The 25007-nt window shown below is 50.6% G+C and carries 22 protein-coding genes; 9 read left to right on the top strand and 13 right to left on the bottom strand.

What is annotated here, in order from left to right; all coding sequences use genetic code 11:
- Nucleotides 1-434 precede the first annotated feature (434 nt).
- A complete protein-coding gene (gmhB, locus tag FCL42_RS14985; protein ID WP_136864234.1) occupies nt 435-986 on the bottom strand; it encodes a D-glycero-beta-D-manno-heptose 1,7-bisphosphate 7-phosphatase in 552 nt (183 codons plus the stop codon).
- A 172-nt stretch (nt 987-1158) separates the two neighbouring features.
- Between gmhB and FCL42_RS14980 the strand changes: the two genes are divergently transcribed.
- The 3 genes from FCL42_RS14980 to FCL42_RS14970 all read left to right on the top strand — a co-directional run bounded on the left by FCL42_RS14980 (nt 1159) and on the right by FCL42_RS14970 (nt 4771).
- Nucleotides 1159-2388 (top strand): DEAD/DEAH box helicase, encoded by a 1230-nt coding sequence (locus tag FCL42_RS14980; protein ID WP_136864233.1) that lies wholly within the window; start codon nt 1159-1161, stop codon nt 2386-2388.
- A gap of 110 nt (nt 2389-2498) precedes the next feature.
- Nucleotides 2499-3428 (top strand): bifunctional Delta(1)-pyrroline-2-carboxylate/Delta(1)-piperideine-2-carboxylate reductase, encoded by a 930-nt coding sequence (gene lhpI / locus FCL42_RS14975; protein WP_136864232.1) that lies wholly within the window; start codon nt 2499-2501, stop codon nt 3426-3428.
- A gap of 35 nt (nt 3429-3463) precedes the next feature.
- Entirely contained in the window at nt 3464-4771 is a 1308-nt protein-coding gene (locus FCL42_RS14970; protein WP_136864231.1) for an aminopeptidase P N-terminal domain-containing protein, read from the top strand.
- A 300-nt stretch (nt 4772-5071) separates the two neighbouring features.
- Here the strand turns inward: FCL42_RS14970 and FCL42_RS14965 are convergent, their stop codons facing one another.
- Nucleotides 5072-5737 carry a nitroreductase gene (locus FCL42_RS14965; RefSeq protein ID WP_136864230.1) on the bottom strand — a complete coding sequence of 222 codons (666 nt, stop codon included), beginning with the start codon at nt 5735-5737 and terminating at the stop codon, nt 5072-5074.
- A 306-nt stretch (nt 5738-6043) separates the two neighbouring features.
- Here FCL42_RS14965 and FCL42_RS14960 point away from each other — a divergent pair, with 306 nt between their 5' ends.
- From FCL42_RS14960 to FCL42_RS14945, 4 genes are all read left to right on the top strand, one after another.
- Nucleotides 6044-7828, top strand: coding sequence for a hypothetical protein (locus tag FCL42_RS14960; protein ID WP_136864229.1), 1785 nt, complete (start codon nt 6044-6046; stop codon nt 7826-7828).
- Between the two features lie 52 nt (nt 7829-7880).
- Nucleotides 7881-8606 (top strand): helix-turn-helix transcriptional regulator, encoded by a 726-nt coding sequence (locus FCL42_RS14955; protein WP_136864228.1) that lies wholly within the window; start codon nt 7881-7883, stop codon nt 8604-8606.
- A 102-nt stretch (nt 8607-8708) separates the two neighbouring features.
- Nucleotides 8709-9635, top strand: coding sequence for a ribosome biogenesis GTPase YlqF (ylqF, locus tag FCL42_RS14950; protein WP_136864227.1), 927 nt, complete (start codon nt 8709-8711; stop codon nt 9633-9635).
- A 329-nt stretch (nt 9636-9964) separates the two neighbouring features.
- The gene (locus FCL42_RS14945; protein WP_136864226.1) at nt 9965-11704 is read left to right on the top strand and encodes an ABC-F family ATP-binding cassette domain-containing protein; all 1740 of its coding nucleotides are present in this window, start codon (nt 9965-9967) and stop codon (nt 11702-11704) included.
- A 124-nt stretch (nt 11705-11828) separates the two neighbouring features.
- Here FCL42_RS14945 and FCL42_RS14940 read toward each other — a convergent pair whose 3' ends face one another.
- From FCL42_RS14940 to FCL42_RS14930, 3 genes are all read right to left on the bottom strand, one after another.
- Complete coding sequence (locus tag FCL42_RS14940; RefSeq protein ID WP_136864225.1) at nt 11829-12611, bottom strand: 2OG-Fe(II) oxygenase; 783 nt, start codon at nt 12609-12611, stop codon at nt 11829-11831.
- Nucleotides 12608-13948, bottom strand: a complete 1341-nt coding sequence (locus tag FCL42_RS14935; protein ID WP_136864224.1) for an aldehyde dehydrogenase family protein — start codon at nt 13946-13948, stop codon at nt 12608-12610. The genes FCL42_RS14940 and FCL42_RS14935 overlap by 4 nt, the downstream gene beginning before the upstream one ends.
- Nucleotides 13949-14056: 108 nt before the next feature.
- Nucleotides 14057-14371, bottom strand: coding sequence for an ArsR/SmtB family transcription factor (locus FCL42_RS14930; protein ID WP_136864223.1), 315 nt, complete (start codon nt 14369-14371; stop codon nt 14057-14059).
- Between the two features lie 413 nt (nt 14372-14784).
- On the opposite strand from FCL42_RS14930, the gene FCL42_RS14925 reads away from it, so the two are divergent.
- Nucleotides 14785-16671 carry a methyl-accepting chemotaxis protein gene (locus FCL42_RS14925; RefSeq protein ID WP_169308405.1) on the top strand — a complete coding sequence of 629 codons (1887 nt, stop codon included), beginning with the start codon at nt 14785-14787 and terminating at the stop codon, nt 16669-16671.
- Between the two features lie 110 nt (nt 16672-16781).
- On the opposite strand, the gene FCL42_RS14920 is transcribed toward FCL42_RS14925, so the two are convergent.
- The 7 genes from FCL42_RS14920 to FCL42_RS14890 all read right to left on the bottom strand — a co-directional run bounded on the left by FCL42_RS14920 (nt 16782) and on the right by FCL42_RS14890 (nt 21708).
- Entirely contained in the window at nt 16782-17042 is a 261-nt protein-coding gene (locus tag FCL42_RS14920) for a DUF3081 family protein (RefSeq protein WP_136864221.1), read from the bottom strand.
- A 178-nt stretch (nt 17043-17220) separates the two neighbouring features.
- Nucleotides 17221-18372 (bottom strand): iron-containing alcohol dehydrogenase, encoded by a 1152-nt coding sequence (locus FCL42_RS14915; RefSeq protein WP_136864220.1) that lies wholly within the window; start codon nt 18370-18372, stop codon nt 17221-17223.
- A gap of 158 nt (nt 18373-18530) precedes the next feature.
- Nucleotides 18531-18869 (bottom strand): hypothetical protein, encoded by a 339-nt coding sequence (locus FCL42_RS14910; RefSeq protein ID WP_136864219.1) that lies wholly within the window; start codon nt 18867-18869, stop codon nt 18531-18533.
- A 313-nt stretch (nt 18870-19182) separates the two neighbouring features.
- Nucleotides 19183-19815, bottom strand: a complete 633-nt coding sequence (locus FCL42_RS14905) for a trimeric intracellular cation channel family protein (protein WP_136864218.1) — start codon at nt 19813-19815, stop codon at nt 19183-19185.
- 183 nt (nt 19816-19998) lie between these two features.
- Nucleotides 19999-20838 carry a hypothetical protein gene (locus tag FCL42_RS14900; protein WP_136864217.1) on the bottom strand — a complete coding sequence of 280 codons (840 nt, stop codon included), beginning with the start codon at nt 20836-20838 and terminating at the stop codon, nt 19999-20001.
- Nucleotides 20835-21065, bottom strand: a complete 231-nt coding sequence (locus FCL42_RS14895; RefSeq protein WP_136864216.1) for a DUF350 domain-containing protein — start codon at nt 21063-21065, stop codon at nt 20835-20837. Before FCL42_RS14895 ends, FCL42_RS14900 begins: the two co-directional genes overlap by 4 nt.
- A gap of 115 nt (nt 21066-21180) precedes the next feature.
- Nucleotides 21181-21708, bottom strand: coding sequence for a redoxin domain-containing protein (locus tag FCL42_RS14890; protein ID WP_136864242.1), 528 nt, complete (start codon nt 21706-21708; stop codon nt 21181-21183).
- Between the two features lie 289 nt (nt 21709-21997).
- On the opposite strand from FCL42_RS14890, the gene FCL42_RS14885 reads away from it, so the two are divergent.
- Nucleotides 21998-23437 (top strand): aminotransferase-like domain-containing protein, encoded by a 1440-nt coding sequence (locus FCL42_RS14885; RefSeq protein WP_407644378.1) that lies wholly within the window; start codon nt 21998-22000, stop codon nt 23435-23437.
- 151 nt (nt 23438-23588) lie between these two features.
- Here the strand turns inward: FCL42_RS14885 and FCL42_RS14880 are convergent, their stop codons facing one another.
- On the bottom strand, nt 23589-24953 hold the full coding sequence (locus FCL42_RS14880; RefSeq protein WP_136864215.1) for an ammonia-forming cytochrome c nitrite reductase subunit c552: 1365 nt from the start codon (nt 24951-24953) through the stop codon (nt 23589-23591).
- Nucleotides 24954-25007: the final 54 nt, after the last annotated feature.

Raw genomic sequence — 25007 nt, 5'->3', positions numbered from 1 at the left:
TAAAAAGTTTTTTGGAATCCGAAAATTCCGACTCAATGAATTACTGAATTAACTTGTTATAGTCACTCAGTGCAACATTGATATATGAGATATCAATCCTGCGCGAGTGCCCACACAGATTGTCTGACAAATTGTTAAAGAGCTTGCTTGCTAACTCACTGAGTAGCGAAGCGAGGTGCGTATAATACGCTTTCCTCTTTTCTCGTCAAGCGTTATTTTCAAAGGCTTTTCCGAGTGTCGAATTGTTGCTCAGTGCTTAACAATGTAAGCCGCTGTGCCCCGTCGACAGGGAGCGAATTATAGGTAGGGAAATGAATTACGCAAGCAACTTTTTTGGAAAATCACACCGTTTGTTCAATAGATAACCAAGGCGCTATTAAGATCACAATATATAGCGCCCAATTATCTATATATAGTTGCTCGTTACTTTGTAACTATTTTATTTGTGCCAACACCCATTCGGCAGCCTTGGCTAAATCGTCCACAACGACGGTTGCCCCGCTGGTGTCATCAAGCTTTTTCCCACTACGAACCATAATAGTGTGCGCAACGCCTGCTGACTTACCGGCTTCCATATCACCAGCCTTATCACCAACCATAATCGACAGCGTCAAGTCGACATTGTGTTCTCGCGCCCCTTTTAACAGCATCCCAGGCTTAGGTTTGCGGCAGTCACAATCGCCAACATAAGGCGCATTTCCTTTTGAGGGATGATGTGGGCAAAAATACACAGCTTCAATCGAAGCACCCGCCTGCTCAAACTGAGCACACATCCATTGGCTCAAAGTTTCAAACTGAGCTTCATCATAGTAACCACGAGCAATGCCCGATTGATTAGTAACCACAATCAGCTTATAACCAGCTGCAGACAAAGATGCACAGGCCTCTAGCGCACCTGGAACAAACTCAAAATCTTCAATTCGATGAACATAACCATGATCGACGTTAATCACACCATCGCGATCTAAGAAAACTGCCTTATGCATCCGCTTTACTTTCCTATTTTGAGTTTGCGTTTGAGTTATCTATAGCAGAGGCATTATCGGCAAATCACCACTAAACACAAGGGAAGCTAAGTTAGGTTTCAATAGGGCTAGCCCACTGAATTTGCTAGAATCAGATTAATTTAACCAACAACCACTCCCCCACAGAGAATCAATGAGCTTTTCTTCTCTCTATATAGATGAACGCTTAGTTAACCAGCTAGGCACTCTTGGCTTTGAGTCGCCAACACCGATACAGTCTGCCGCCATTCCTCACATATTGGATGGCAAAGATGTGATGGCCGGTGCCCAAACCGGCACTGGCAAAACCGCCGCCTTTGGTTTGCCTATCTTGCATAAGTTGCTACAAACACCGTCGGAGCATAAAAAAGCCCGAGCGTTGATATTGGTACCAACTCGAGAGTTAGCGCAGCAGGTCAAACAGAGCCTAGTGAGCTATGCCCCGGAAGAGATGAAAATCGAAGCGGTATATGGTGGTGTCAGCCTTAAGCCGCAAATGGACAGCTTACGTGCTGGCGTCGATATGATTATTGCCACGCCCGGTAGGCTCATCGACCTGCACAGTAAGCGTGCGGTGGATCTTAGGCAGGTCGAACAGTTGGTGTTTGATGAAGCTGATCGCATGCTCGACATGGGCTTTAAAGACGAAATTCGCCAAGTACTGCGCTTTATACCTAAAGAGCGCCAAACTCTGCTGTTTTCCGCCACCTTTGATGACAGCCTGTTTACCTTCTGCAAGCGGATACTGACGAACCCCGAGCTTATCGAGGTAGACAGTCGCAATAGTGCTGCCGCCAAAGTCACTCAGACGCTTTATGTCATCGACAGCGATCGCAAAGCACAATTCACCTCCTATCTGATTGGCTCAAAGAACTGGCAACAGGTGCTTATCTTCACCAAAACCAAACAGGGGGCCGATGCCCTTGCTAAGGAGATGGAGAAAGACGGCCTGCCGACGCAATCCATTCATGGGGACAAATCCCAAGGCGCTCGCGACCGCGCTCTGGAAGCCTTTAAGGTAGGCGACATTCGTGCCTTGGTTGCTACAGACGTTGCCGCTCGAGGCCTTGACATTGGAGGGCTGGATTACGTAATCAATTTCGACCTGCCCTACATCGCCGAAGACTATGTGCATCGCATCGGTCGCTGCGGCCGAGCTGGTCGTGAGGGCTTAGCAATCTCTTTGATGAGTCTAGGGGAGGAGTACCTACTGGAAGAGGTAGAGGCGGTAATTAAAGATCGCATCCCACAGCAGTGGTACCCAGGCTTTGAGCCCGACCTCACCAAAGAGATCACCGACAACCGCAAAAACAGTCGTGGTGCCCAGAAGCGAAGAGCGAAAAAGCGGGGTCAGGGAGGCCGTAGCGGCAATCGTCGCCGCTAATGGCATTTGCACAATATAGAAGTTGTCATCCCATCGCAGAGGTGTGATGACAACCATACGCTTAATCGGTATGCTGAAGCCAACAAGGATATTGTATACAAGATTAAAATATGGACACCATCAACGCTGAAACCGTTCGCCAAGCCCTACCCTTTGACACACTCATTCCCGCACTGCGAGATGCCTTTCGCAGTGATGTCACCGTGCCTATGCGGCACCATCATGACATGGCCAATCCAGGTTCTCGTGAAACCACCCTGCTACTGATGCCCGCCTGGCAAGCCGGCGACAAGGCTGGGGTAAAGCTGGTCACAGTTGCTCCAAATAACAATCCCTCTATTCAAGGGATCTATCTGCTTTTGGACATCAACACCGGCACTCCTGAGTTAATGATGGATGCTCCAGCGCTTACCGCCAAACGCACCGCCGCAGCCTCAGCCCTTGCCGCCAGCTACCTAGCCCCTAAAGCCGCTAATACACTGCTGATGGTTGGCACCGGCGCCCTGTCACCAGAGCTTATCAAAGCCCATCGCAGCGTTAGAGACATTGAACAAGTGCTGATCTGGGGGCGCAATGCAGAGAAAGCGCAACAGCTAGCGGCAACGCTCACTAAGCAGGGCATCAATTGTCAGGCGGCAGCTGAGCTTGAGCCCGCCTGCCGTGAAGCGGATATCATCTCAGTGGCGACGCTGTCACAGACGCCACTGATTCAGGGCGAGTGGCTACGAGCAGGACAACACGTAGATCTAGTAGGTGCTTATCGCCCGGACATGCGCGAGGCCGATGATGAAGTGATCCATCGCTGCGAGCTGTTCATCGATACCCACCAGGGTGCCCTTAAAGAAACCGGTGACATCGTCATTCCCCTAAAGCAGGGGCTGATTACCGAAGCGGACATCCAAGCAGATCTGTTCGACCTATGCCAAGGGCGCCATAGTGGTCGTCAAAATGAACAGCAGTTAACCCTATTTAAATCCGTCGGCCATGCCCTTGAAGATCTGGCCGCAGCACAACTGGTGGCCAAAGCCGTTCGCGGCTAGATTGGCATGACTACCCTCGTTGGAGAACAATAATAATGACCCCAAGCGCCATCTACGCTCAGCGTCGTCAAAAATTGATGCAACTTATCGGTAAAGATGCCGTCGCCATCGTCTGCGCCTATCCTGAGCGAGTTCGCTCAAAGAACATCAAATATCGCTTCAATCAGGATAAAGATTTTTGGTACCTGACCGGCTTTAATGAGCCCGATGCTGTGGCCGTCATTCGTCCTGGCCACACGCAGCCTTTTATACTGTTCTCACGGCCAAAAGATCCCTATCAGGAAACCAGTTTTGGTGCCCGTGCTGGCATTGAAGGCTGCATCAATGAATATGGCGCCGATACCGCCTACCCGCTTGAAGAGCTTGACGCTATCTTGCCTACTCTACTTGAGCAGCGCCGCCGGGTGTTTATTGGCGATGAGCTAGATACCCATGCCGATAAGTGGTGGTCGTGGTGCAATCAGCAGCGCCGCAGTGTGCCCTTCGATACCCCGAAATGCTATCGCAGCATTGAGCCGCTCGCAGGGTTGCTACACCCAATGCGAGTCATTAAAGACCAGCATGAGATCAGCCTCATTCGCCATGCGGTTTCCGCCAGTTGCAGCGCCCATCGGCAGGTAATCGCTAGCCTCAAACCCGATGTTAATGAAGGCGCCTTAAGTTGCTTGTTTAATCTAGAGCTGGCTAAACACGGCTGTCTTTCCGACCCCTACCCCAACATTTTAGCCGGGGGCGATCGCGCCATGTGCCTTCATTATGATGACAACAACCAAGCGTTAGCCGACGGCGAACTGCTGCTGATCGACGCTGGAGGCGAGTATCAGCATTATGCTGCCGACATCACCCGCACCTATCCGGTCAATGGTCAGTTCAGCACCGAACAGGCCACCCTATATAACTTGGTACTGGCCGCAATCGATGCCGCCATTGAGGTTGCTAGGCCCGGTACCGCTTGGAATCGTATCTACGACACCGCCATGACCGTGCTCAGTAAAGGGCTACTGGAGCTGGGTATCATCGAGGGCGAACTGTCTGACGTACTGAGCCAGCAGAAACATAAACCCTTTAGTGTCCATAAAACCGGTCACTGGTTAGGGCTAGATGTGCATGATGTCGGGCCATATCAGGACGACGCTGGAAACTGGCGCACTCTGAAAGCGGGGATGGTGTTCACCATTGAACCCGGCTTGTACTTTGCCGCCAACGATGAGCGGGTCGATGCCAAATGGCGAGGGATCGGCATTCGCATAGAAGATGACATTCTAATCACCGAAACCGGCTCAGAGAACCTGTCTGCCAATGCGCCTCGCACCATCGAAGAGATTGAATCTCTGATGGCATAGGGTCTGTTGACCCTTTGTGCTGGTTTTTGCGCTACAAGTTGGCATTATTGGTCTGAGTTTAACTGTTTGAGTGATTTAGGTATTAAATACAGGGGCAAGGGCGCCCTACGGGGTCTGACTAACGGATTTTACTCTGCGTCAAACGATTTCGACGTAGAACCACTATGCCTTCAATCGTTTTTATTGATTAAAAACCGTTATTCTAGACCAACATTTCATCACCAAAGATAATCAGCCCCCAATAAAAATGCGATGTGGCATAAGCCACATCGCATCTCTCTTCAATAACAGCCTATGCCGCTAACCAATAAACTTGACCGATTCAGCCAGCGGCGCTCTGACAGTACGAGTACGATTGGCGGGATGGCTCACCTGCTCAAACCCAAATGAGATCCCCACGAGGATGCCCATGTCGTCTTCAACATTAAATGCCCGGCGCACCAGATCAGGGTAGTAAGCCAATGCGCCTTGGGCACAGCTGGACACTCCCTCAGATTGCATCGCTAACATCAGGGTTTGAATGTAGATCCCCACATCCATGGCCGAATTGAGTGCGAACTGCTTCGGCATGCCAATAAAGGCCACATGGGGTGCCTCAAAGAAGCGGTAATTTTGCAGCATCGCCTGATTACGAGCCAACTTATCGCCCCGCTCAATGCCCAATAAACCGTACAGCGCTCGGGCGCAGTCCATCTGCCGGGTACGATATTCATTCTCGAACGGCAGCTTAAATTCAAAATCAGGGTTGGATGCCTGCCCACTTGAGGCGCATTCATAAAACGCTTGACGTAGGGCATCACACTCTTTGCCACTGGCCACCCACACCTGCCATGGCTGCGTATTGCAGTTCGAAGGCGCCTGCTGAGCCAGCTCAAAAATACGCATTAACTGCTCTGGCGCGACCGACTGATCGCTAAAACCCCGAATGGAGCGCCGCGATCTTACCAGTTGTTCAAATTCTGTCATCCCTGCCTCTGTCTCTTACTGCCAGTCCCTCTGGCCATGTTTTTCCATCATAAGCCAAGCAAAAACCGGAACTCCTCCGACCTGTTGATACCACAAACCTTAGTCAAAATTTTGAGCCGAGTAACATTAACTGAAGCAGTCTTAACAGCTAACAGAGACCGAGATCTCAGTTCATCTCAACAGGCCTATACAGAACTTTGCTCAGATCACACTGCCCATTTCCCCTGTGAAATTTCGCAGCGTTTCTAACCCTTAGCTTCCCTTACCTTATGCCTGCCTAACTTGAGGTAGAAAAAGGAAATAATGATGAAACCTTCCCTTCACTGGCTTAGCGCCGTTGCGCTTGCCTGCTCACTGGCTGGCTGTGGTAGCGACAGTGACTCCACCACCCCGCCAACGGTAACCCCTGAGCCTCCAGTGCCAACACTGCCGGACAACGTATTCGGCGGCCCATCGGAGAAAGAGAAAAGTCTCTACTCGAACATCCGCTTCGGCATTGCCATTCAAGGCAAAGAGGCTGATGCACACAACAGCCACACAGTCCAAAAGGCCAGTAGCAAAACTTCGAATAAAGCCAGCGGCAGCTATGACTCCATTTATAGTGATAGCTTCGAATGGCTCGTGAAGCCGATGGACGTCAACATGGATGGCGTTAAGCTTGATTCTATTCGTGATGACGTTTTTGCCGAAGGCCGAGGCTCCTTTGTAGACATTCTGCTGTACGTGGCAGACAAATATGACCTAGACGTTGAACTGGAATGGGACGAAGAGCTGCAAACCCACTGGATCAAGTCAATCAACGGCCTAACCGGCCTGCCTGAGGCCATTGACGAGGAGGCCAAAGGGCAAACCCAAGGTGGCGGCTGGAAGATGCTGGTAGGCCAAGATATTTGGGAATATGAGAAAGACCCAACTACCGGTGAAACCACCAAATTTATGTACAAAGAGGAGGAGATCTACCATCGCATGGATCTGTTCCCAGCCAAAAACGACATGAGCGTTATCTTTGTGCAGGCCCAGCCTGGCGAGATGGAGATCCGTCGTAAAAAGTACCGCACCGAAATGCAGCGTTTCAAAGACAACGGCAACAAGCTGATCATCCCTGAAATTGTGATCGACTTTAATCCAGAAGTCCGCGCGGTGTTTAACGACATCGAAGTCAAGCCTCACAATTTGCGCCCAGACCTCTACAAAAAGGATGTTCTGACCGAATTGGATGCTTGGTTATCACTCCAAGATGCTTGGAAAGACAAAGGCCTTAATATTCAGTGGAGCTACTGGCCAAAACTGTCCACTCGAGCCAACGTGCAAGGCTATGTGGCTACCGCAATCTCCTTCAATGGTATTGACTCCCAAGGTCATATCATCAACCAAACTTACACCAACAACGGAGTCTGTGGCTTTGTTCATCACACCGGTGAGCGTGAAAACTACCACGACTCAGGTAAGCAGAACTCTCTGTATCAGCGCGTAATGTGTCAAAATCGTATGGACATGGGCGATGGTTGGGATCCCAGTCAGTGTGAATTCCACGCCAAGGACTATGGCCCAGGTGAACGTTATGAAGGCCATAGCCCACACGGCACCGGCTACATGCAGGGCTACACGCCGTTTGGTGGTAACGACCCACACCTGACCGGCGATGCCATGGTGTTATTCAATGTGGAATACATCAACTACCTAGGTGCAGCATTCGGACTTAAAAAGTACAATGGGGTGGCGATATCCGGATGTGATGTGGATGCCAAAGAGTTGATTGATCTAAGCGGTGTTATCGACATTAGCGAAGCTCAAGCGCCCCTAACCGACAGCCACTTTGGCTGGAAAAACCCAGACTGCGGCCTGTGTCACAACCCTGACAACAGTCACGTCGTCAAGGAGATGGCACCATGGAAATGCGCTGAGTGTCATGGCAATAATGGCGCTCCAGACAGCCACGGTGAAGTCATGACCTGTGGTTTCTGCCATGCACAAACCATGGAACGTCACGGCGACGCCTACTCGAATCGCAAAGATTACCTCGGAGTAAACACCCAGTTTAAGGAGCCTGAATCCTGCTTAACCTGTCACTTTGACCCAGAACTACACTAATTCGAGCTGCCACGAAGGAAGGCTTTGCCTTCCTTCATTTAGAGCTTACAACATGACACTACTAATCTCCGAAGACCTACGAAACCTCATCTGCGAAGAGTTAGCGCCGTTACAACTCACCAATTTCTATTTCGCCCTGCTACCCGCCAACTTTGATCAGGCGAAGGCATTTAATAGTAAGTTTAAACGCGTTGCGAAGCTACGCTCAGTTCTTGCGAGCAGCAAGCCAGTGTTTTACTACCGGGATTTTTATCACCGGCGGTTAAGCCATCATGACGATCATTTAAAAGTATATCGCAGAGCTTCGCCACAAAAGCAGTTCCGTCTGTGGCCAGCCAAAGCACTCGCACCTAAGATGCGCCCCATACTGGCACAACAATTAGACCGCCTTAACGCTAACAGTCGCTTTCGCATTGTTCTTCAGATTAACCAAGAGCTACTGCTATTTTTTCATGGTTTCTCTGCCTTAGACGAATCGAAATTACAAACGGCTATCGACCATTTTTCTCGGCTGGACACCTTTGTTCACCTCAGCTTTAGAATAAGCCACATCTATCGCCAACCGCTGAGCCCGATGACCAACTTTGCCATCATCTCCCCGTTGAGCGTCAAAGTATTAAAGCTTGCGGCGTATGGTTTTAGCAGTCAGGAGATTGCCAGCCAACTGCACCTGTCTGAGCGGGGCGTTAACTACCACATCGATCGTAGCCGCGAACTATTGGGGGCAAAGAATCGCATCCACCTCATCAGCCTGGCGCACCGCCAAGGCATCATTTGAGCCAACGCGAAATCGTTAAAGGGGACAACTTTGGAATAAGAGAGGCAATGTCCCAAAAACTTACGTAAAATAGCCCCTTTTATAGATTAAAGGGCACCCTTCATGGCTATTAACTGGTTCCCAGGCCATATGCACAAGGCGAGAAAAGAGATCGCCGAACTGATGCCGCAGATCGATCTGATCATCGAAGTGCTAGACGCACGGCTCCCCTTCAGTAGCGAAAATCCGCTGGTGCCAAAACTGCGGGGGGATACGCCCTGCATTAAAATCTTGAACAAGAGCGACCTAGCCGACCCTGAGCTCACCAAGCAGTGGCAAGCCTACTTGGAGCAGGAAAATGGCGTTAAAACCATCGCCCTTACTCAAAAGAACAAAGCGGAAGTACGTACCCTGCTGGATCTGGCCAAAACCATGGTGCCAAAAACACCGCTACGTGCGTTGATTCTGGGCATCCCTAACGTGGGAAAATCGACGCTGATCAATACCCTCGCCGGCCGCACCATCGCAAAAACCGGCAACGAGCCAGCAGTAACCAAATCCCAGCAACGAATCCGATTAGAAGATCACATCGTTCTGCATGACACACCAGGATTCCTGTGGCCAAAACTCAGCCCTGAAGAATGCGGATTTCGTTTGGCGATATCCGGTGCCATCAAAGATACCGTGGTTGAGTACGAAGAGGTTGCCCTATTTGCTGCAGACTACCTGCTTAACGCCTACCCCAACGAGGTAATGAAGCGTTACGGCTTGGATGAGTTGCCTCACGACGACATCGCCCTAATGGACGCCATTGCCGCCAAACGGGGCGCCATGCGCCGAGGCGGCATCGCCGATCTACACAAAGTCTCGGAAATCCTGCTGCATGAATTCCGTGCTGGCACTTTGGGCCCAATGACGCTGGAAACCCCAGAGCTAGTGGAGAAAGAGAAGGCTGAGCAAGCCATTCGCGATGAAAAAGAAGCGGAAGAGAAGAAGCGCAAAGAGGAAAACAAAGCGGCTCGCAAAAAGCGCCGTAAGCGCAACTCCTAAAGCTCGACTAATTCGACGTCGACATATCAAGCCCGCTTACTCAAGCGGGCTTTTTGCTTAATAGATCATTGCCAAAGCTTAGGGTAAACGCTATGTTGCCCCAATCTATCCACCAACGAAGGAGACCCCATAATGAATATCGGCGAAATCGCGTTTGCCTATTTCTTTGGTAATCCAAACGCTCAAGACCGTTTTATCGCGCTGCGATAACCGAGCTTGAGCGAAATCCAATACCACTCCACTAGAGTATTTCCCTCTAGCTAATTCGGTTGTTGTCAGCTTTTAGTTTGACGACGGGCATTATGTTGCCCGCAAATCGAGATTTAGTTATGAGCACCCTATTATCTACCCATTCACTGTCCATTCGCCCTGACAAGCAGACATTGCTGGACTCAGTGGAAATCACCTTACAGCGTGGCAACCGCATCGGCCTAATCGGATTCAATGGTTGCGGCAAAAGCACCCTGTTGTCTGTACTTGCCAAAACCAATCAGCCCAGTGCAGGCTCCGTCACTCACGCAAACCGTTGTGTCATCGCTTACGTGGAACAGCGCTTACCTAAGGCGCTAAACTCCTACTCTCTGACCGAGGTGCTACTGAGTTTACTGCCGAGTAATCAGCACCTTGATAACCTCTGGCTGGCTGAAATTCACCTAGCTCAAGTTGGCTTTACCCCAGAACAGTTTACGCAGAGATTAGACAGCCTCAGTGGCGGTGAACATACCCGTTTGCTACTGGCGCGAGCCCTGATGCAACAGCCTGATTTGTTGCTTCTCGATGAACCCAGTAACCACCTAGATCTACCCACACTGCTGTGGCTAGAGCAGTTTCTTCAGCGTTGGGCAGGCAGTTTTGTGCTGGTTTCTCACGACCGCCGCCTGCTCGACAGCGTGACCAATTGCAGTTGGATCATGCGAGATCAAACTCTGCATCAGTTCCAACTTCCTTGTACTCGGGCACTAGAGGCGTTCCTCCACCAAGATGCTGCGTTAGAGAAAACCCGCCTCAGCCAAAAAAAGGAGGTCGATAGAATTGAGGCAAGCGCCAAACAGAAAGCTCAGTGGGGTAAAGTTTATGACAACGAAGATTTTGCGCGCAAAGCCAAGCACATGTTTAAGCGAGCCGAGCGAATTAAAGCAGAAATGAACGATGCGCCGCAGCGTTCACCTTGGTCGATTGGCCTTCAAACCCAAGCTTTGGCTGCGGATCGGTTATTGGAATTTTCCAACTTTAAGGTTCGCGTTAAACCCCATGCTGCCACCTTGTATGAAGTTGACAATTTGAGGGTGAAAAGTGGCGATCGCATCGCCATTATCGGTGCCAATGGTTGTGGCAAATCCACTTTGCTGAAGCAAGTATGGCAACAATACTGCGATGTACAGCAGGGCGCAGCCCTAACCATTCACCCTAACTGCAAACTGGGGTTTTATGATCAAGAGCAGCAACAGCTCAAGGACAACGACGCCTTGACGGATGCCATCGCTCACCGACTTAAACTCCCTCAAGAGACGTTAAAGATGGCGCTGATCAAAGCGGGATTTGAGTTCAGCAGTCACCACAAAGCCGTAGCCAATTTAAGCGGCGGCGAGAGGGCAAGGTTGATGCTGGCGAACCTAAACCTTGGGCACTACCCATTGCTGCTCCTAGATGAGCCTACCAACCACCTAGACCTAGACGGCAAAGCGCAACTGGCAACAGCACTTAGTGAAACCCAAGGAGCGGTATTGATGGTAAGCCACGACCGTGACTTTATTGAGTCCAGTTGCAACCGCTTCTGGCTAGTTCAAGGAGGACAATTGTCCGAAGTTTATGAGGCAAATCAGGCTTACCTTGAGCTGGGTGCTGGCACCATAGGTGAGAAGGCCAACGAAAATCGACCAATCACGTCTTCGTTGCCTCATCCCAGCTCGGCGGTTACCGATGAGGAGGCGCAACTTAAGCAGTTGCTGCAACTAGAGCAGCAACTTGCTGAAGATCTAACTCGGAAACCCAAACACCAAAAGCCTCAAAAGCAGCAACGATGGCGACAACAGATAGAGCAATTAAATCAACAATTAGGGCTGGTATGATGACGGCCTCAGCACACAGGAGAGAAGCTCAGAAAGACCGATAAAGCTGCTTCAAACTCGCGGTTAAAATAACGGCTTCCTAACTCGGTTGGGAAGCCGTTGCCTTACCAAATACTTAGTGATCTTACAGCTCAAACAGCACGTCGGTACGGATGATGTATTTGGTTCCTACTTCAATGGGCGCCGAGCCATGCAAACAGTGATAAGGGTGTCTGCCATGGGGGAAGCACAACACGCTGCCTGCAGGCGTGGACACCGACACCACTTCGCTGTTATGGCGATGACGAGCTGGCTGAGAAGGGTCGTCAGCATTCACTAAAAACTGAGTTTGCCCCCCCTCAAAATCATCGCTTAACAAAATGAGAAAGGTGTACATGCTAAAGCGGTCGCCAAAGGCATCGTCTTGAAGCTCTCCATTTATCACCTGACTGCCGGGCCACGCACCATCGATGTGCATCTTAAAAAAATCACCGGTTTGGTATCGATAGAATCGAAATCGACCATTGATTCCCAGAGGCTTTTTGCCTCCGAAATGCTGATATTTATCGACAAAGTGAGCCTGACACCGCTGCCAAATCAGCGCCAATGTATGCTCATCGGCAATAAAGTTGAGGTTGTCGTTATGACGAACATTTCTAGGCAGCGACACCGCTGCATCTTCGGTAAACCCCAGCTGGTTTGCCATCGACAATATTGACTTAACCTCATCCGCTGTGAGCACGTTCAACAGTTGAAACGCACCGGGAACCTTGTCCACTTCCCTACGTGTAACCCCTTGATACTCAACCTCCATATCAAATGGATTTGCCACTGTGGGCGCCCATACCGGGAGATCGGTTCTCACCGTACCCGCTTCTCGCCGCACCACCGTATATTCAGGAGCGGATTCCACTTCATGACAACTCATTTGGACACCACCCTTACCTGTGCAAATTGACGATGGCCTTCAATGGAGCCATGAAAACCAAAACCGCTTTGTTTGGCACCAACCCAAGGGGCTTCTCCGCCGCCGCCCTGTCCTTGATTGATGCCGATCATGCCCGCCTCTAACTGATCCGCCACCTGTTGTACGCCCTGATTGCCAAACACCACCGCACCTAGGCCGTATTCACTGGCATTGGCTCGCTCAATGGCCTCATCAACACGTTCAAAGCGGCTAATGGCAACCACTGGGCCAAAAGTCTCCTCGGTCTCCAGCGCCATTTGGGGAGTAATGCCTCTGACCACCGTTGGTCGGATGTAAGGTTGGGACTGCTCAGCACTGCCAAGCAGGAACTCGGCTCCCATCTGCTGAGCTTGGTGCAACTGACTCATCACTTTCTGATGTTGTCGTGGATTGATCATCGGCCCAACGTTCACGTGAGGCTGATCCCAAGGGCCCACTTCATACATTGATGCGATCTCTACCACTCGCTGCTCAAACTTCTCGGCAACCCGTGCATCCACATACACCCGCTCAATGGAGGTGCACATCTGACCGCTGTTTTCCAAACTGCCCGCTACCGCAAAGCGCGCCGCCTGCTCTAGATTGGCATCGGCCATTACAATCATCGGATCGTTGCCCCCAAGTTCCATCACCAGACGTTTCAAGGAGGAAGCCGCACGAGCCATGATGTCTTGTCCCGCCGCTTTCGAGCCAGTAAAAGCCACCATCTGAATATCGCTTTCAACCAGAGCTTTGCCGGTATCTCGATCCCCGTGAAGAACGGTCAATAGATCCTTAGGCAGTCGCTTGGCCAGCTCACCGAAAAACGCTTCGGCAATCAGTGGAGTCTCCTCCGATGGTTTAAGCACCACGGCGTTGCCGGCCACCAAAGCGGGAATGATCAGGTTATTGGCCATCATAACCGGATAGTTCCAAGGGGAGATCACGCCAACCACGCCTAATGGGCGGTATTGCAGCTCGGTACGGCCATGAAGCTGACGCGTTTGCAGCGCCCGCTTGGCCTCTTCTGCGTAGTGAGGCCCCATGTACAACGCGCCACGGATTTCCGATGTGGCACGGCCAATGTCTTTACCCATCTCACGAGCCAACAACGATGGCAGTTCGCTACCACGACGCTCAAGCCCGTGGTAGGCATCGCTGATCTGTTGAACTCGTTCGCCCATGGAGATCTGCCGCCAAGCACGCTGCGCTAACTTCGCATTGGCAACCTTCTTGGCGATCTGAGCTGGGGAAGCCACTTCCACTTCCCCCAAACGCTGCCCATTACTGGGGTCAAAACTGGTGATCATTTGGGTCATGAGGCCCTTCCTTGAACTAAATTATTGGATACCTAGATATCGAACATTGCCGATATTAAGATTTATTAAAAAAGGCAGTCACCCTGCCCTTTCTCTGGGAGTCCGGCTCTACAGCGACTGCGCCAACTCTTGTAAGAACTGCTCAATCAAAGCATCGTTACGTCGGTAATAGGTCCAAGAGCCGATGCGTTTGGACTCGACTAAGTTGGCTCGCTGCAAGTTAGATAGATAAGAAGAAACCGTCGATTGCGACAAGCCAGTTTTCTCCTGAATGATGCTAACGCACACGCCATCCAATTTGGGGTCCACACCAGGCAGCTGCTTATCTAAATTGAAGTTGTGCTGAGGCTCCTTAAGCCAATGCAGCATATCCCGGCGCACTGGATTATTGATCGACTTAAGCACTTCGCTGATGTTTACCATGGTCTCGGTCCATTTCCCTGTTGTTACTGCGCAGTCTACGCCGACCCAAAGCATATCGCAATATCTCGATATCAAGTTTTGCCACTCCATAGCTACAGAGAGCAAAGCGCCTCATCATTCGTTACCCAAAATAGTTTTATAAATAGAACAATAACATGCACCTTTAGTGGTGCTTTATTCGACAATTCAGTAATTTAATTTACTAAAGCACATTCAATTTTTGCCGAAATAACTTACATCATCTCGATGATTTTGGCGGTGTTGATGAATGCCATCTGGCTTCATACCTGCTCAAGGAAAAAGCAGCTTAGCTGCAACAATGAAAGCTGAAGCGGGACCGCTTCAGAAATATGGACAAGTTAAGCTCGCTCAAGGATGACAGTGAACTGACTCCCTGCTGTTGTGTTTTAGGTATGAATGCGAAGCAACTGACTTTAAAAACTCTGCTCACCTCCATTATCGGTTCCATCTTCGTGTTGATGGTGCTCGGTTTATCTTTTATCAGCTACACCAGTTTCCAAGGCTTTAACCAACAGGAAGCGGTTAAGTTTCGCAAACAACAAGGTTTATCGGTGTCCATTCAAGTGGATCAATACGCCGCCAGCGTTCGCCAACAATTGGAGATGATCAGCGACGCCATCGACTATCAATATGGGCAGGTTCAAAACGAATCCGCCGTAGTGAAGCTGCTCGCCAAGTTGCACCGCACCGCCAGCGGCACCGCCACTTACATTGTGTTTAGTGACGGAACCTCCCTAGAGTCCACCGGCGAGAAATTTACCGATATTGGCCTAGAGAAGCAGTGGTATCAGGGACCAAAATCAGGCAAAGCGTTTGTGCTTACCGAGCCTAATATTGATCAAGTTACTGGCAAGTTACTGTCATCACTGGTGGTACCTTTGGTCGCCGACGGCGATTTTATCGGTGTTGTTGGGGTAGATATCTCCTCCGACGTATGGGCCAACCTCGTGTCACAAAACGTCCCCGACGGCCAACTGTATCTCACCGATGCCAGCGACCGCGTGCTGTACTCGCCTAAACCTGAGTATCTCGGCAAGGATTTTTTCCAAGTACAACCTAAATATCGCAACTTTACTCAGTCACATTTGCAATATAGCGATGCCGCCGGAACCGAGCTGATCGCAACCCAGAACCGCTCCGCTGAGTTTGGGTTAAACGTCTATACCTTTGAAAAGATGGACGTCATCATGGCGCCGAGTAAATCGATGCTCAACCTGTCACTGGTATCCGCGCTCCTCTTTATCGCTGTCAGCCTAATGATTATCTACACCATCATCGTTAAGCTCATCTACGTTCCCATTGGCGGCGAACCGACGCAAATTCAGTCGATAATCGAGCGTATTTCTGCGGGCGATCTAACCGTTGACGCGGCCTCAACCGGAAAAGACACCGGGGTCTATGCGGCAACGGTAGTGATGGTGGCGAAATTGAAGCAGATGGTGGGCAACATCAATGCTCAATCCGCTCAAGTGGAGTTCACCGCTCGAGAGCTAGCGTCCTTGGTGGAGGAAACCAAGCAAAGCTCCGATAAACAGATCAACCAGATGGAGATGACCGCCACCGCCATGAACGAAATGACGGCTACGGTGGAGGAGATCTCTCGCAACGCCCAGCACGCCTCAAGCTCCGCCACCGAAGCGTTTGAACAGGCACAAAGCGGATCAGAGATCGCCAATGAGTCATCACAAAAAATGAATGCCCTAGGTCAAGAGATCAATGACGTCTCCGAGCGCATTGACGATCTGCGCCAACAAACCATGAATGTCGGCGATGTGCTCAGCGTGATCCGAGAAATTGCCGATCAGACCAACTTGCTGGCACTGAACGCCGCCATTGAGGCCGCCCGCGCAGGTGAGCAAGGTCGCGGTTTTGCCGTGGTTGCCGATGAGGTTCGCTCACTGGCAAGCCGCACTCAAGACAGCGTTGCTGAGGTCAATGCCACCATCGAGAAGCTGCAAAGTGTGGCCGCTTCTGCGGTGAGCTCCATGAATCAAAGCCAAGACAACACGTCAGAGGCGATCGAGATGGCGATGAAAGCCCGCGACTCGTTAACCGCCATCTTAACCTCCGTGGGCCAAATTCAGGACATGAACACCCACATCGCCACAGCCGCCGAGGAGCAAAATGCCGTGGCGCAGGAGATCAATCAGTCCGTGGTGGAGGTGAACGGCTTAGCTCAAACCACCAATGAAAACGCCATCACCACGGAGCGCTCAACTCAACAGCTCTCTAGCGTGGTTGATGAGCTTGCCGCCATCACATCGAAGTTCAACGTCTAGTCACGCAGTTACCACTGGAATAAACCATAAAAAACAGGAGCATCTTAGCTCCTGTTTTTATTGTGATTTTAAGTGGCGACGATTGTAGCCGCACTCACAGATGATATTGGTTAGCGGTAGTTGCGAGCGATGCGATTGGCCGTGTCTAAAAAAGCTTCCAACGCCTCGTTATTGGCGTAATTAAACTGGTATTGATTATGAAAACCTATGGTCAGAGAGGTCTGCTCATAGTCAAAAAACGCCGTGTAGCCGTCAAAGTCGCTGCTAACGCGCATGCCGTCTAACTCGTACTTACCGTCGCGAGCCAAACCATGGCTGCGTACCTTTTCAAACACCGACAACATCAATTGAATATCCAGTTGGTTCTTCATCGCCTTTTCCTCTGTGCAGCCTCAGCGGCTCCCTATTCGCCCGCACTTAGGACTAATACGAATGAGCGTGCCACTTGGCTTGCTTTTGACCATATCAACTTGACCCTAGCGAACCACAGGCAAAAGAAAAGCCGCTAATGCGGCTTTTCCAGTTCAGACAATCAATCGTAATTGGCAATTACATCACTTTGCTGTAGATACCAACGATCTCTTCAACAGAGGCTTTACGCGGGTTGGTCAGCGAGCACGCGTCGTTTAGGGCATTGACGGCCATAAACTCAAGCTTATCTTGCTTCACGCCCAGATCCGCCAGCTTTTGAGCGGTACCCACATTGGCAGACAGAACCTCAATGGCTCGAATGCCCGCTTCGGCCGCTTCACGAACATTCAGGCCGGTAGTATCAACGCCCATGGCTTTGGCAATGTCGGCAAAGCGTTCGGCTTTTTCCAGTGCATTGAAGCGTGACACCTCTGGCAGCAAGATGGCGTTACACAGGCCATGAGCCAGATCGTACACGCCGCCCAACTGGTGAGCCATGGAGTGAACGTAGCCCAAAGACGCGTTGGAGAACGCCATTCCAGCAAGGTATTCCGCATACTGCATCGCATCACGGGCATCGCGGTCTTGGCCATCTTCCACGGCAGCTTCCAAGTTCTGCGCAATCAGCTCGATGGCTTTGATGGCAGAAGCGTCGGTTACCGGCGTGGCAATGGTAGACACATAAGCCTCAACGGCGTGAGTCAGTGCGTCCATCCCCGTTGCCGCCGTCAAAAACTTCGGCATGGCAACCATCAATTCAGAATCGTTCACGGCGATGGTTGGTAGAATGTTCTTATCAACCACTGGGTACTTGGTTTCGCCTTTAGTATCGGTAACGATGGCAAACACGGTCATCTCAGAAGCGGTGCCCGCGGTGGTATTCACGGTAACCAGCGGCAGTTGCGGCTTTTTAGAGATGTGAACGCCTTTTGAGTAATCACGAATGTGGCCACCATTGGTTGCCACCAGCGCGATGCCTTTGGCACAGTCGTGGGAAGAGCCACCACCGAAGGACACCACAAAATCGCACTCTGCAGCTTTCAACATGGCTAGGCCATCTTCAATGTTTTGCTCAGTCGGATTTGGCTTAACGCCATCAAAGATGGTGTAGGTGATGCCTGCGGCACCAAGCTCATCGGTCAGCGCATCCACTAAGTTCAGATCCACCAGACCTTTATCGGTAACAATCAGTGCGTTCTTTAGCTCTCTGGCGTGCAGCTCTGCACCCAGCTTTTTGATTGCGCCCTTGCCCATTAGCGTCATTGGAGGCATGTAAAATACGTTGCTCATTTCAGTTTCCTTTAATAATAAAAACCAAGAATTGGTTAACTGAAACGAATCTTACATTGTTACTCTCAAGGCGATAATCCAGCGCACCATTAAAACACCTTTACCAAAATAGAGGTAATATTATGGCCATTACGATGTAGACACTTTACTCTCTCGACTTAGCCACCAAACATGGCGAACGCCAACATCAATCCCATAAATAGCAACAACAGCTTGGACCAGGCGTACATAATCCCCTGCAATGAGCCGCCAACGGTGAAGTGCAGAGCCAGAAAACGTGTGCTTTCGCAGCGATACCCCTTGGCAAGATCTCGGTAAGCCAGAAAATACCAGATGGTCAGCAGCGGCCATAAAGTAAACAGCGCGGATGCGGTATTCTCTTTGGTGGAAATCAGTGCAATAACAAAAGGCATTGCCGAGCCAGCCAGGTAGATTTTGGCGAACTTTCTAAGCTTATCGGTTCGCTGCTGGTCATTCATGGGTAAGGACATTGTCATATGAGCATCCAAAGGCGGAAGGTGGGGCAAAACCACAGTTACAGATCAAAACTGGTGCTAACCAGCTCGAACCGCAATGAGGAATTCAGGCTAGCGCTCCGACATCTTGTCGCTATATAGTAATCGGATTTCGCCCTGCGTCATACTGTCACTGGCAGAAAATCAACAATAAACCCTCTAAAATACAAAGTGTTATATCGTTGGCATCGATTGTTAATCGAGCTAATTCTCAGATGCGAATATCGATCAAAAATCAGGTTTTGGGCACCAATGAAGGGCGTTTAAGCCCCAAAGGCACCCAATGGCGCCTCGACTAATGAGCGGTTTGCTCTTGGTAATCAAAGGTGGGCACCGACCAGCTAAACCGAATCGCCAGCAGCCGAAACCCAAACCCTAGAGGCAAACAGATAAGCAATTTTACCCATTCTGACACCTCAACCAGAGTTAGCCCCATATAGAGTGATGCGGTAGCCAAAGAGACAATGGCATAGAGCTCTTTTTGAAACACCAACGGCACTCGCTGGCAGAATAGATCCCGCAAAATGCCACCAAAAATGCCGGTAATTAACCCAGCCGCGATCGCCGTCATTGGCGAGCAGCCCATGGAGAGGGCTTTCTGAACACCAATAATGGAAAACACCGCGAGCCCCAGCGCATCTAGGGTTAAAAACAAGCGGCTGAGATAACGCATCACTGGAGCACAGGCGACCGTCAGCAACGCGGTAATGGCGATCGCCAGCAGATACTCAGGATGAGCAACCCAGATCAGTGGATAGCCACCCAGAAGCACATCACGGACGGTGCCGCCGCCGATGGCTGTAAAACAGGCCACCATGACCACGCCAAACAGATCCATGCGGTTACGGCCCGCCGCCAAGGCGCCTGTGATGGCTTCGGTCAATACACCAACCAGCCAAAGCACCAAAATCAATTGCATCTCAGTCACCAAAGAGCGCTCCATCAAAATTGAAAACGCCCGATTTTGGCAAAGGCATAACTGACTGGGAAATGAAACAATATTGGGGTCGAATGAAGCTAGGTAATCTAATAGTAAGGAAGCCACCTCAGCTACCCAGAGATTATCGATTCCTGTTCAGCGCGATGACTTGAGAGCGTAGCAAGCTCTTCCTTAACTACTTCGATTGGCCATCCCATATCGGTAATGGCTCTTTTTAACCCAGTGTTCACCGGAATAAGCGGTGGTGTATTTGGAACCGCTGTTTTCCCAAAACCCTTCGCGGTTAAACATAAATTTAGGGTGATAATCTGGATACAGTTTGGCAATCGGATACGGGGTGCTCCGGGATAAGCCCGATTTTTGGGTCGCTTCCAAGAGATACTCTTTCCCCTCTCGGAACAGAACGACCCATGCATGACCTTCGCCGTCATAATCGCCCACCACCACTCTGGCATCTTCGTTCATGGCAATCAGCCAATCCGCCAAGGCCAACGCATGATCTTCACAATCGCCCCTTGGATAGAGAAATGCCTGCCGGCTGGTCTGCCACACTTCGGCACGGCCGTCATATTGCTCCGAGTCGAGCATGTAGGATTTACGTTGTGCCAAAACGTAAAGCGGCATCATCACGTTCTCAACTTCGAAAGGTTCATACCCTTCAAGGTAGGAGTTCACCAAATAGTGTTTGCTGTTGATCCCCTGAGCGGACATGGTATAGACGCCGGTGTTGGCATAGGAATAGGTAAATGCCCCACCTTTTCCCTGGGCTCTGTCTAAGATGCCTTTGATCTGGGTATCAGACAGTGACTGACCAATGGAGAGAATCTCCAAGGACTGCTTGCCAAGATGCGGGTTATTGTCTCTGCTCTCGAGCCGAGCGACCTCAGCCTCAATGCCATCCCGAATGTCTTTGTCCTTGAAAAACGCCTTAATATTCACCAGAAAAATAAGCACTGAGAACACAGCGACCTTGATCAACAGACGTTTCAGGGCGGCGAGAAACTTCTTCATCCTTTAAAGCCAAAGGCCATCACAATGGCAACAAAAATCAGTATTGCCGAAGCAAAGATCGCCGCCGCAACGTTACCACCTTTAATCTCGGCTTCGATGTCTATCCCTTTTAGCAGTTTTTTATCAACCCAAAACAGCGCGTAAACACTCACAATAATGGCGATAACGGAGTAACCCAGATTAATGGCTAGGTTGATCAAAGACGCGGAAAAAAACTCAATTTCCATAGGACACCTGTGTCTGAACGAGCAGTAATGCTCTGTTATAAAAGCAATTTATCCGCACAAATTATATCATTACCAGTGAACTCTCAAGTTCGTTACCCGCTTCCACTAACCCAAACTAATTAAAGGTGCCCCGAACCGGGTAGTTTTTATCTCGAATAAAATGGATGCCACTCAACAGCACATCGATCTCAGGGCGAGCGAAGGGGCCATTGGAGATATCCAATATCTGAATCTCATTGTGCTCATTAATAATGAACACCCCAGGTTCAGAGTAGAAATGATTGGTCTCACTGGTCGAAAGGGGTCGAGAGATATACAGCCCCAGCTCCCGCATCATCTCTACGGTCAAACCATAGGTCACAGGGAAGTTCACTTTCAGCTGCATAAAGTGCTCTAGCGCCTGTGACTCGTCATCAGCTGAGGTCGCGACAATATCAACGCCCAGCTTGGCAAAGTCAGATTTGGCCTCGCCGATTTTTCTCAGATAACGGGTGCACATCGGGCAGTGCCCACCCCGATACACCACCACCATTTTCCAGTTGGTCTTTTTCTCTGGGGCACCAAGATTAAGCTTGCCGCCACCCAGCTTTGGCAACTCGATGCAAGGAAACTGAGCCCCGCCGATCACCTTGTTTGATATCATCACTTTGCCTTTCCCCCAGTTTGTCACTGATGAAATCACCGCCACTGCATCACTTGTCGCCCTCTCGCATCAGCTGAAACCACTGCGCTGGTTAAGGTGCGAACTTGTTTCCCCCACTCAGATGACCGAGCAGCCAATGGCAAAACCACATCAAAGCTGGGGATAAACAACTCAAATTGTAGGGTGAGTCGCAAAACCATAATAGATACAAAACTGGACCATTTATGCATAACAGATGGAGCTGATATGATTACCGTTACTTGCTACCCTAGGTGATGATAAGAGGCTGATGCCGGTGAAAAAATACGAGGAGCTGATAGAGCAGATCCGCAGCCAAATTCAAAACGAAGTATGGCAACCTGGAGAGAAGCTCCCTTCCCTGCGAAAGCAAGCTGAGCGGTGCGGCGTTAGCCTGATGACCGTAGTACACGCCTATCAGGTACTCGAAAGCCAAGGGTGGGTGATATCGCGGGCGCGATCTGGCTACGTGGTTGCCCCCAAGGTGGAAAACAGTGACTCAGTGCCCGCCAATCAGCCGGTTGAAAAAACTGAATCTGTGGACATCAACGATTTCGTATTTGAAGTGCTGCAAGCCAGTCGAACCCCCAGCATCATCGACTTTGGCAAGGTGCACCCGGATCCCACACTCTACCCTCGTCAACACGTCAACAAATCGCTGATCAGTACCGCTCGTACCCTGCCCTCTTCCAGCGCCATGGACAATCTACCCCCGGGAAACTTAGAGCTTCGGCAGCACATCGCCAAGCGTTATGCCGCTCAGGGAATGACAGTGCATCCAGATGAGATTGTGATTACCACCGGCGCGTTGGAGGCACTGAATTTAAGCCTGCAGTCGGTCACTCAACCCGGCGATTGGGTGGTGGTGGAGTCTCCCACGTTTTATGGCGCACTGCAGTCATTGCAAAGGTTGAATCTAAGAGCTCTGTCCATCAGGACTCACCCCGCCGACGGCATTGATCTGGAATCCCTTGAAAATGCGCTGCAATCCCACCCTGTTAAAGCATGTTGGTTAATGACCAATCATCAAAACCCATTGGGGTTTACTCTGTCAGCGAGCAAAAAGCAGCGGCTAATGACTCTGCTAGCAAAGTACGACGTTTACCTGATTGAAGACGATGTCTATAACGAGCTCTATTTCGGCAGCGATAAACCTCTGCCTGCGAAGGCCTTCGACAGTCACGGCAAGACGCTGCACTGCTCATCCTTTTCCAAGTCACTGGTGGCCGGATTTCGAATTGGCTGGGTGGCCGCAGGAAAAATGGCCGTTCCCATTCAGAAACTGCAGATGATGAGCACACTCTCCACCAGCGCGCCAATTCAGATGACGCTGGCCTCCTACCTTTCCACACGCAACTACGAACGGCACCTGCGCCAGATGCGCCGAACCTTAGAGCAGCGCAAATTTGCCACTTGGCAAGCACTGCGCAACCACCTGCCTGCGCAAGTAAACATCAATTGCACCGAAGGCGGCTACTTCTTATGGCTGGAGCTACCCGTTGGCTTCGATGCCACTGAGCTTTACCGGCGAGCACTCGAATATAACATCTGCATCACTCCCGGCAAGATGTTCTCTGCGGGCGACTTTCATAACCACTGCTTTCGTTTAAACGTATCGTTCGAGCTAACTCACTCAAGACTAAACGCCATTAAAACCTTGGGCGAACTGATCCGAAACCAGTTATCAAAGCCCCTTGGCACAAAGCAGTAACTCTGCCGCCGTCAAAAACCTCAAGGCAAAAAAAGCAGGAAGGCCCAGTAGGAACTTCCTGCGAAAATGGCATCTATCCAATTTTTAACTATCGGATGTCAGCCCGAGAGACCGCCCGTAGCCTGGGCGTAGAAAGCTTGAGAGATAAAAATTAAAAGTCTACTTTGATTGGCCACTCCTTCTGTACCCGCTCCTCTAGGAACTTTTTCTTCTGTGCATCGAGTTTGGCTTTGTCCAGCCCAACCAGCACCTGTGCTTTTGCCTTGGTGGAATAATCGGGGAAGCTCACTTTGCTAACGCCATGCTTCGACAATACGGTTTTAAGCGCCGCGCGGGCCTCTTTACCAATCTTCTTGGCTTTAGCTAGCTCTTCCAGTGCCAGATCGGGGTTGTGAGCGTGAATGCCGTGAGAGGCAATGGCGTAATCCCAATACCACTGAGCATGGCGGATAAGCTTAAGTGCGCCCTTCATTTCAGACTCGGTGGCACCAGCCTTCCACGCCTCACCCGCTTCAAAGTGGGCCTTAACGATGACATCTTCAGCCGCTATCTGTGCCTTATGGACCGCTTTCTTACTTGCCGCCAGAGTATCAACCAGCTCAGCTTTGCTGTCGTGACAGTTAGAGCAAGTCTCATCGAAGTTGTCGATGGCATTGCCAACATTGTGTTTGGTGAACTCTTTACCAGACGCGCTTTCAACCTTTGGCATGTGACAGTCGATGCAGGTCACGTCCATCTCGGCGTGTGCCGTTGGCTGCCAGGTTTCCCACTCAGGGTGCTGCGCTTTCAGCATTGGCGCTTTCGAGATCTTATGAGTCCAATCTTTAAAATCCAGCGCGTCGTAGTATGCCAGCATCGCATCTGGATTCTGGCCACCGTTCCAAGGGAACTTCACCTTCTTATGGTCAGTACCATCGAAATAGTACTCAACGTGGCACTGGGCACAGGTCATGGCCGCCTGAATGTTCGGCTCCTGATCTTCAAACTTCTGACCCGCAGCAGCAAAGCCGCGCATGGCGAAAGGTCGCGCCGGAGTTGGCTTGCCCGTTTCGGCGTCGTGACAATCGGCGCAGCCTACGTTATTGCCAATCTCGTGACCGGTAGCGCCCCATTTCTTGTCGGAAAAGTTACCTTCACCAATCTTGTCGTACATCCGGCCTAGATCCGGCGTTTTACAGCCCCAACAAGACGCTGGCATAGGTCCTTCAGAATCGGTCATTGGGCCGCCAGTACGCAGGCTTCGAGTCAGATCCGCTACCGCAAACTGGTGACCACGAGGCTTGTTATAGTCTTTAGCAAAACCATAGCCGCCATAGAGAATCACAATCATCGGATCGTGCTCTAGAATGTCACCTTGCTCAGTGGACTCAATGGTAGAAGCCCAAGAAGCGTACTGCTCAGGGTACTTCTCCTTCCAGGTGATGTTATTCGCATCTTCAGGGGCGTTTTTGGCCAACGCTGAACCACTAAGGGCAGCGATGGCAACGGCCACAGCGAGTTTATTCAGTTGTTTCATATCATCCTCTCCGAGGTTTTTTTTATCTTTCGGAAAGAATCATAAGGAGGGGAT

Origin of the sequence: Ferrimonas aestuarii (genome assembly GCF_005116665.1) — a bacterium.
Classification (GTDB): Bacteria; Pseudomonadota; Gammaproteobacteria; order Enterobacterales; family Shewanellaceae; genus Ferrimonas; species Ferrimonas aestuarii.
This window is presented reverse-complemented; position numbering and strand designations above follow the sequence as displayed.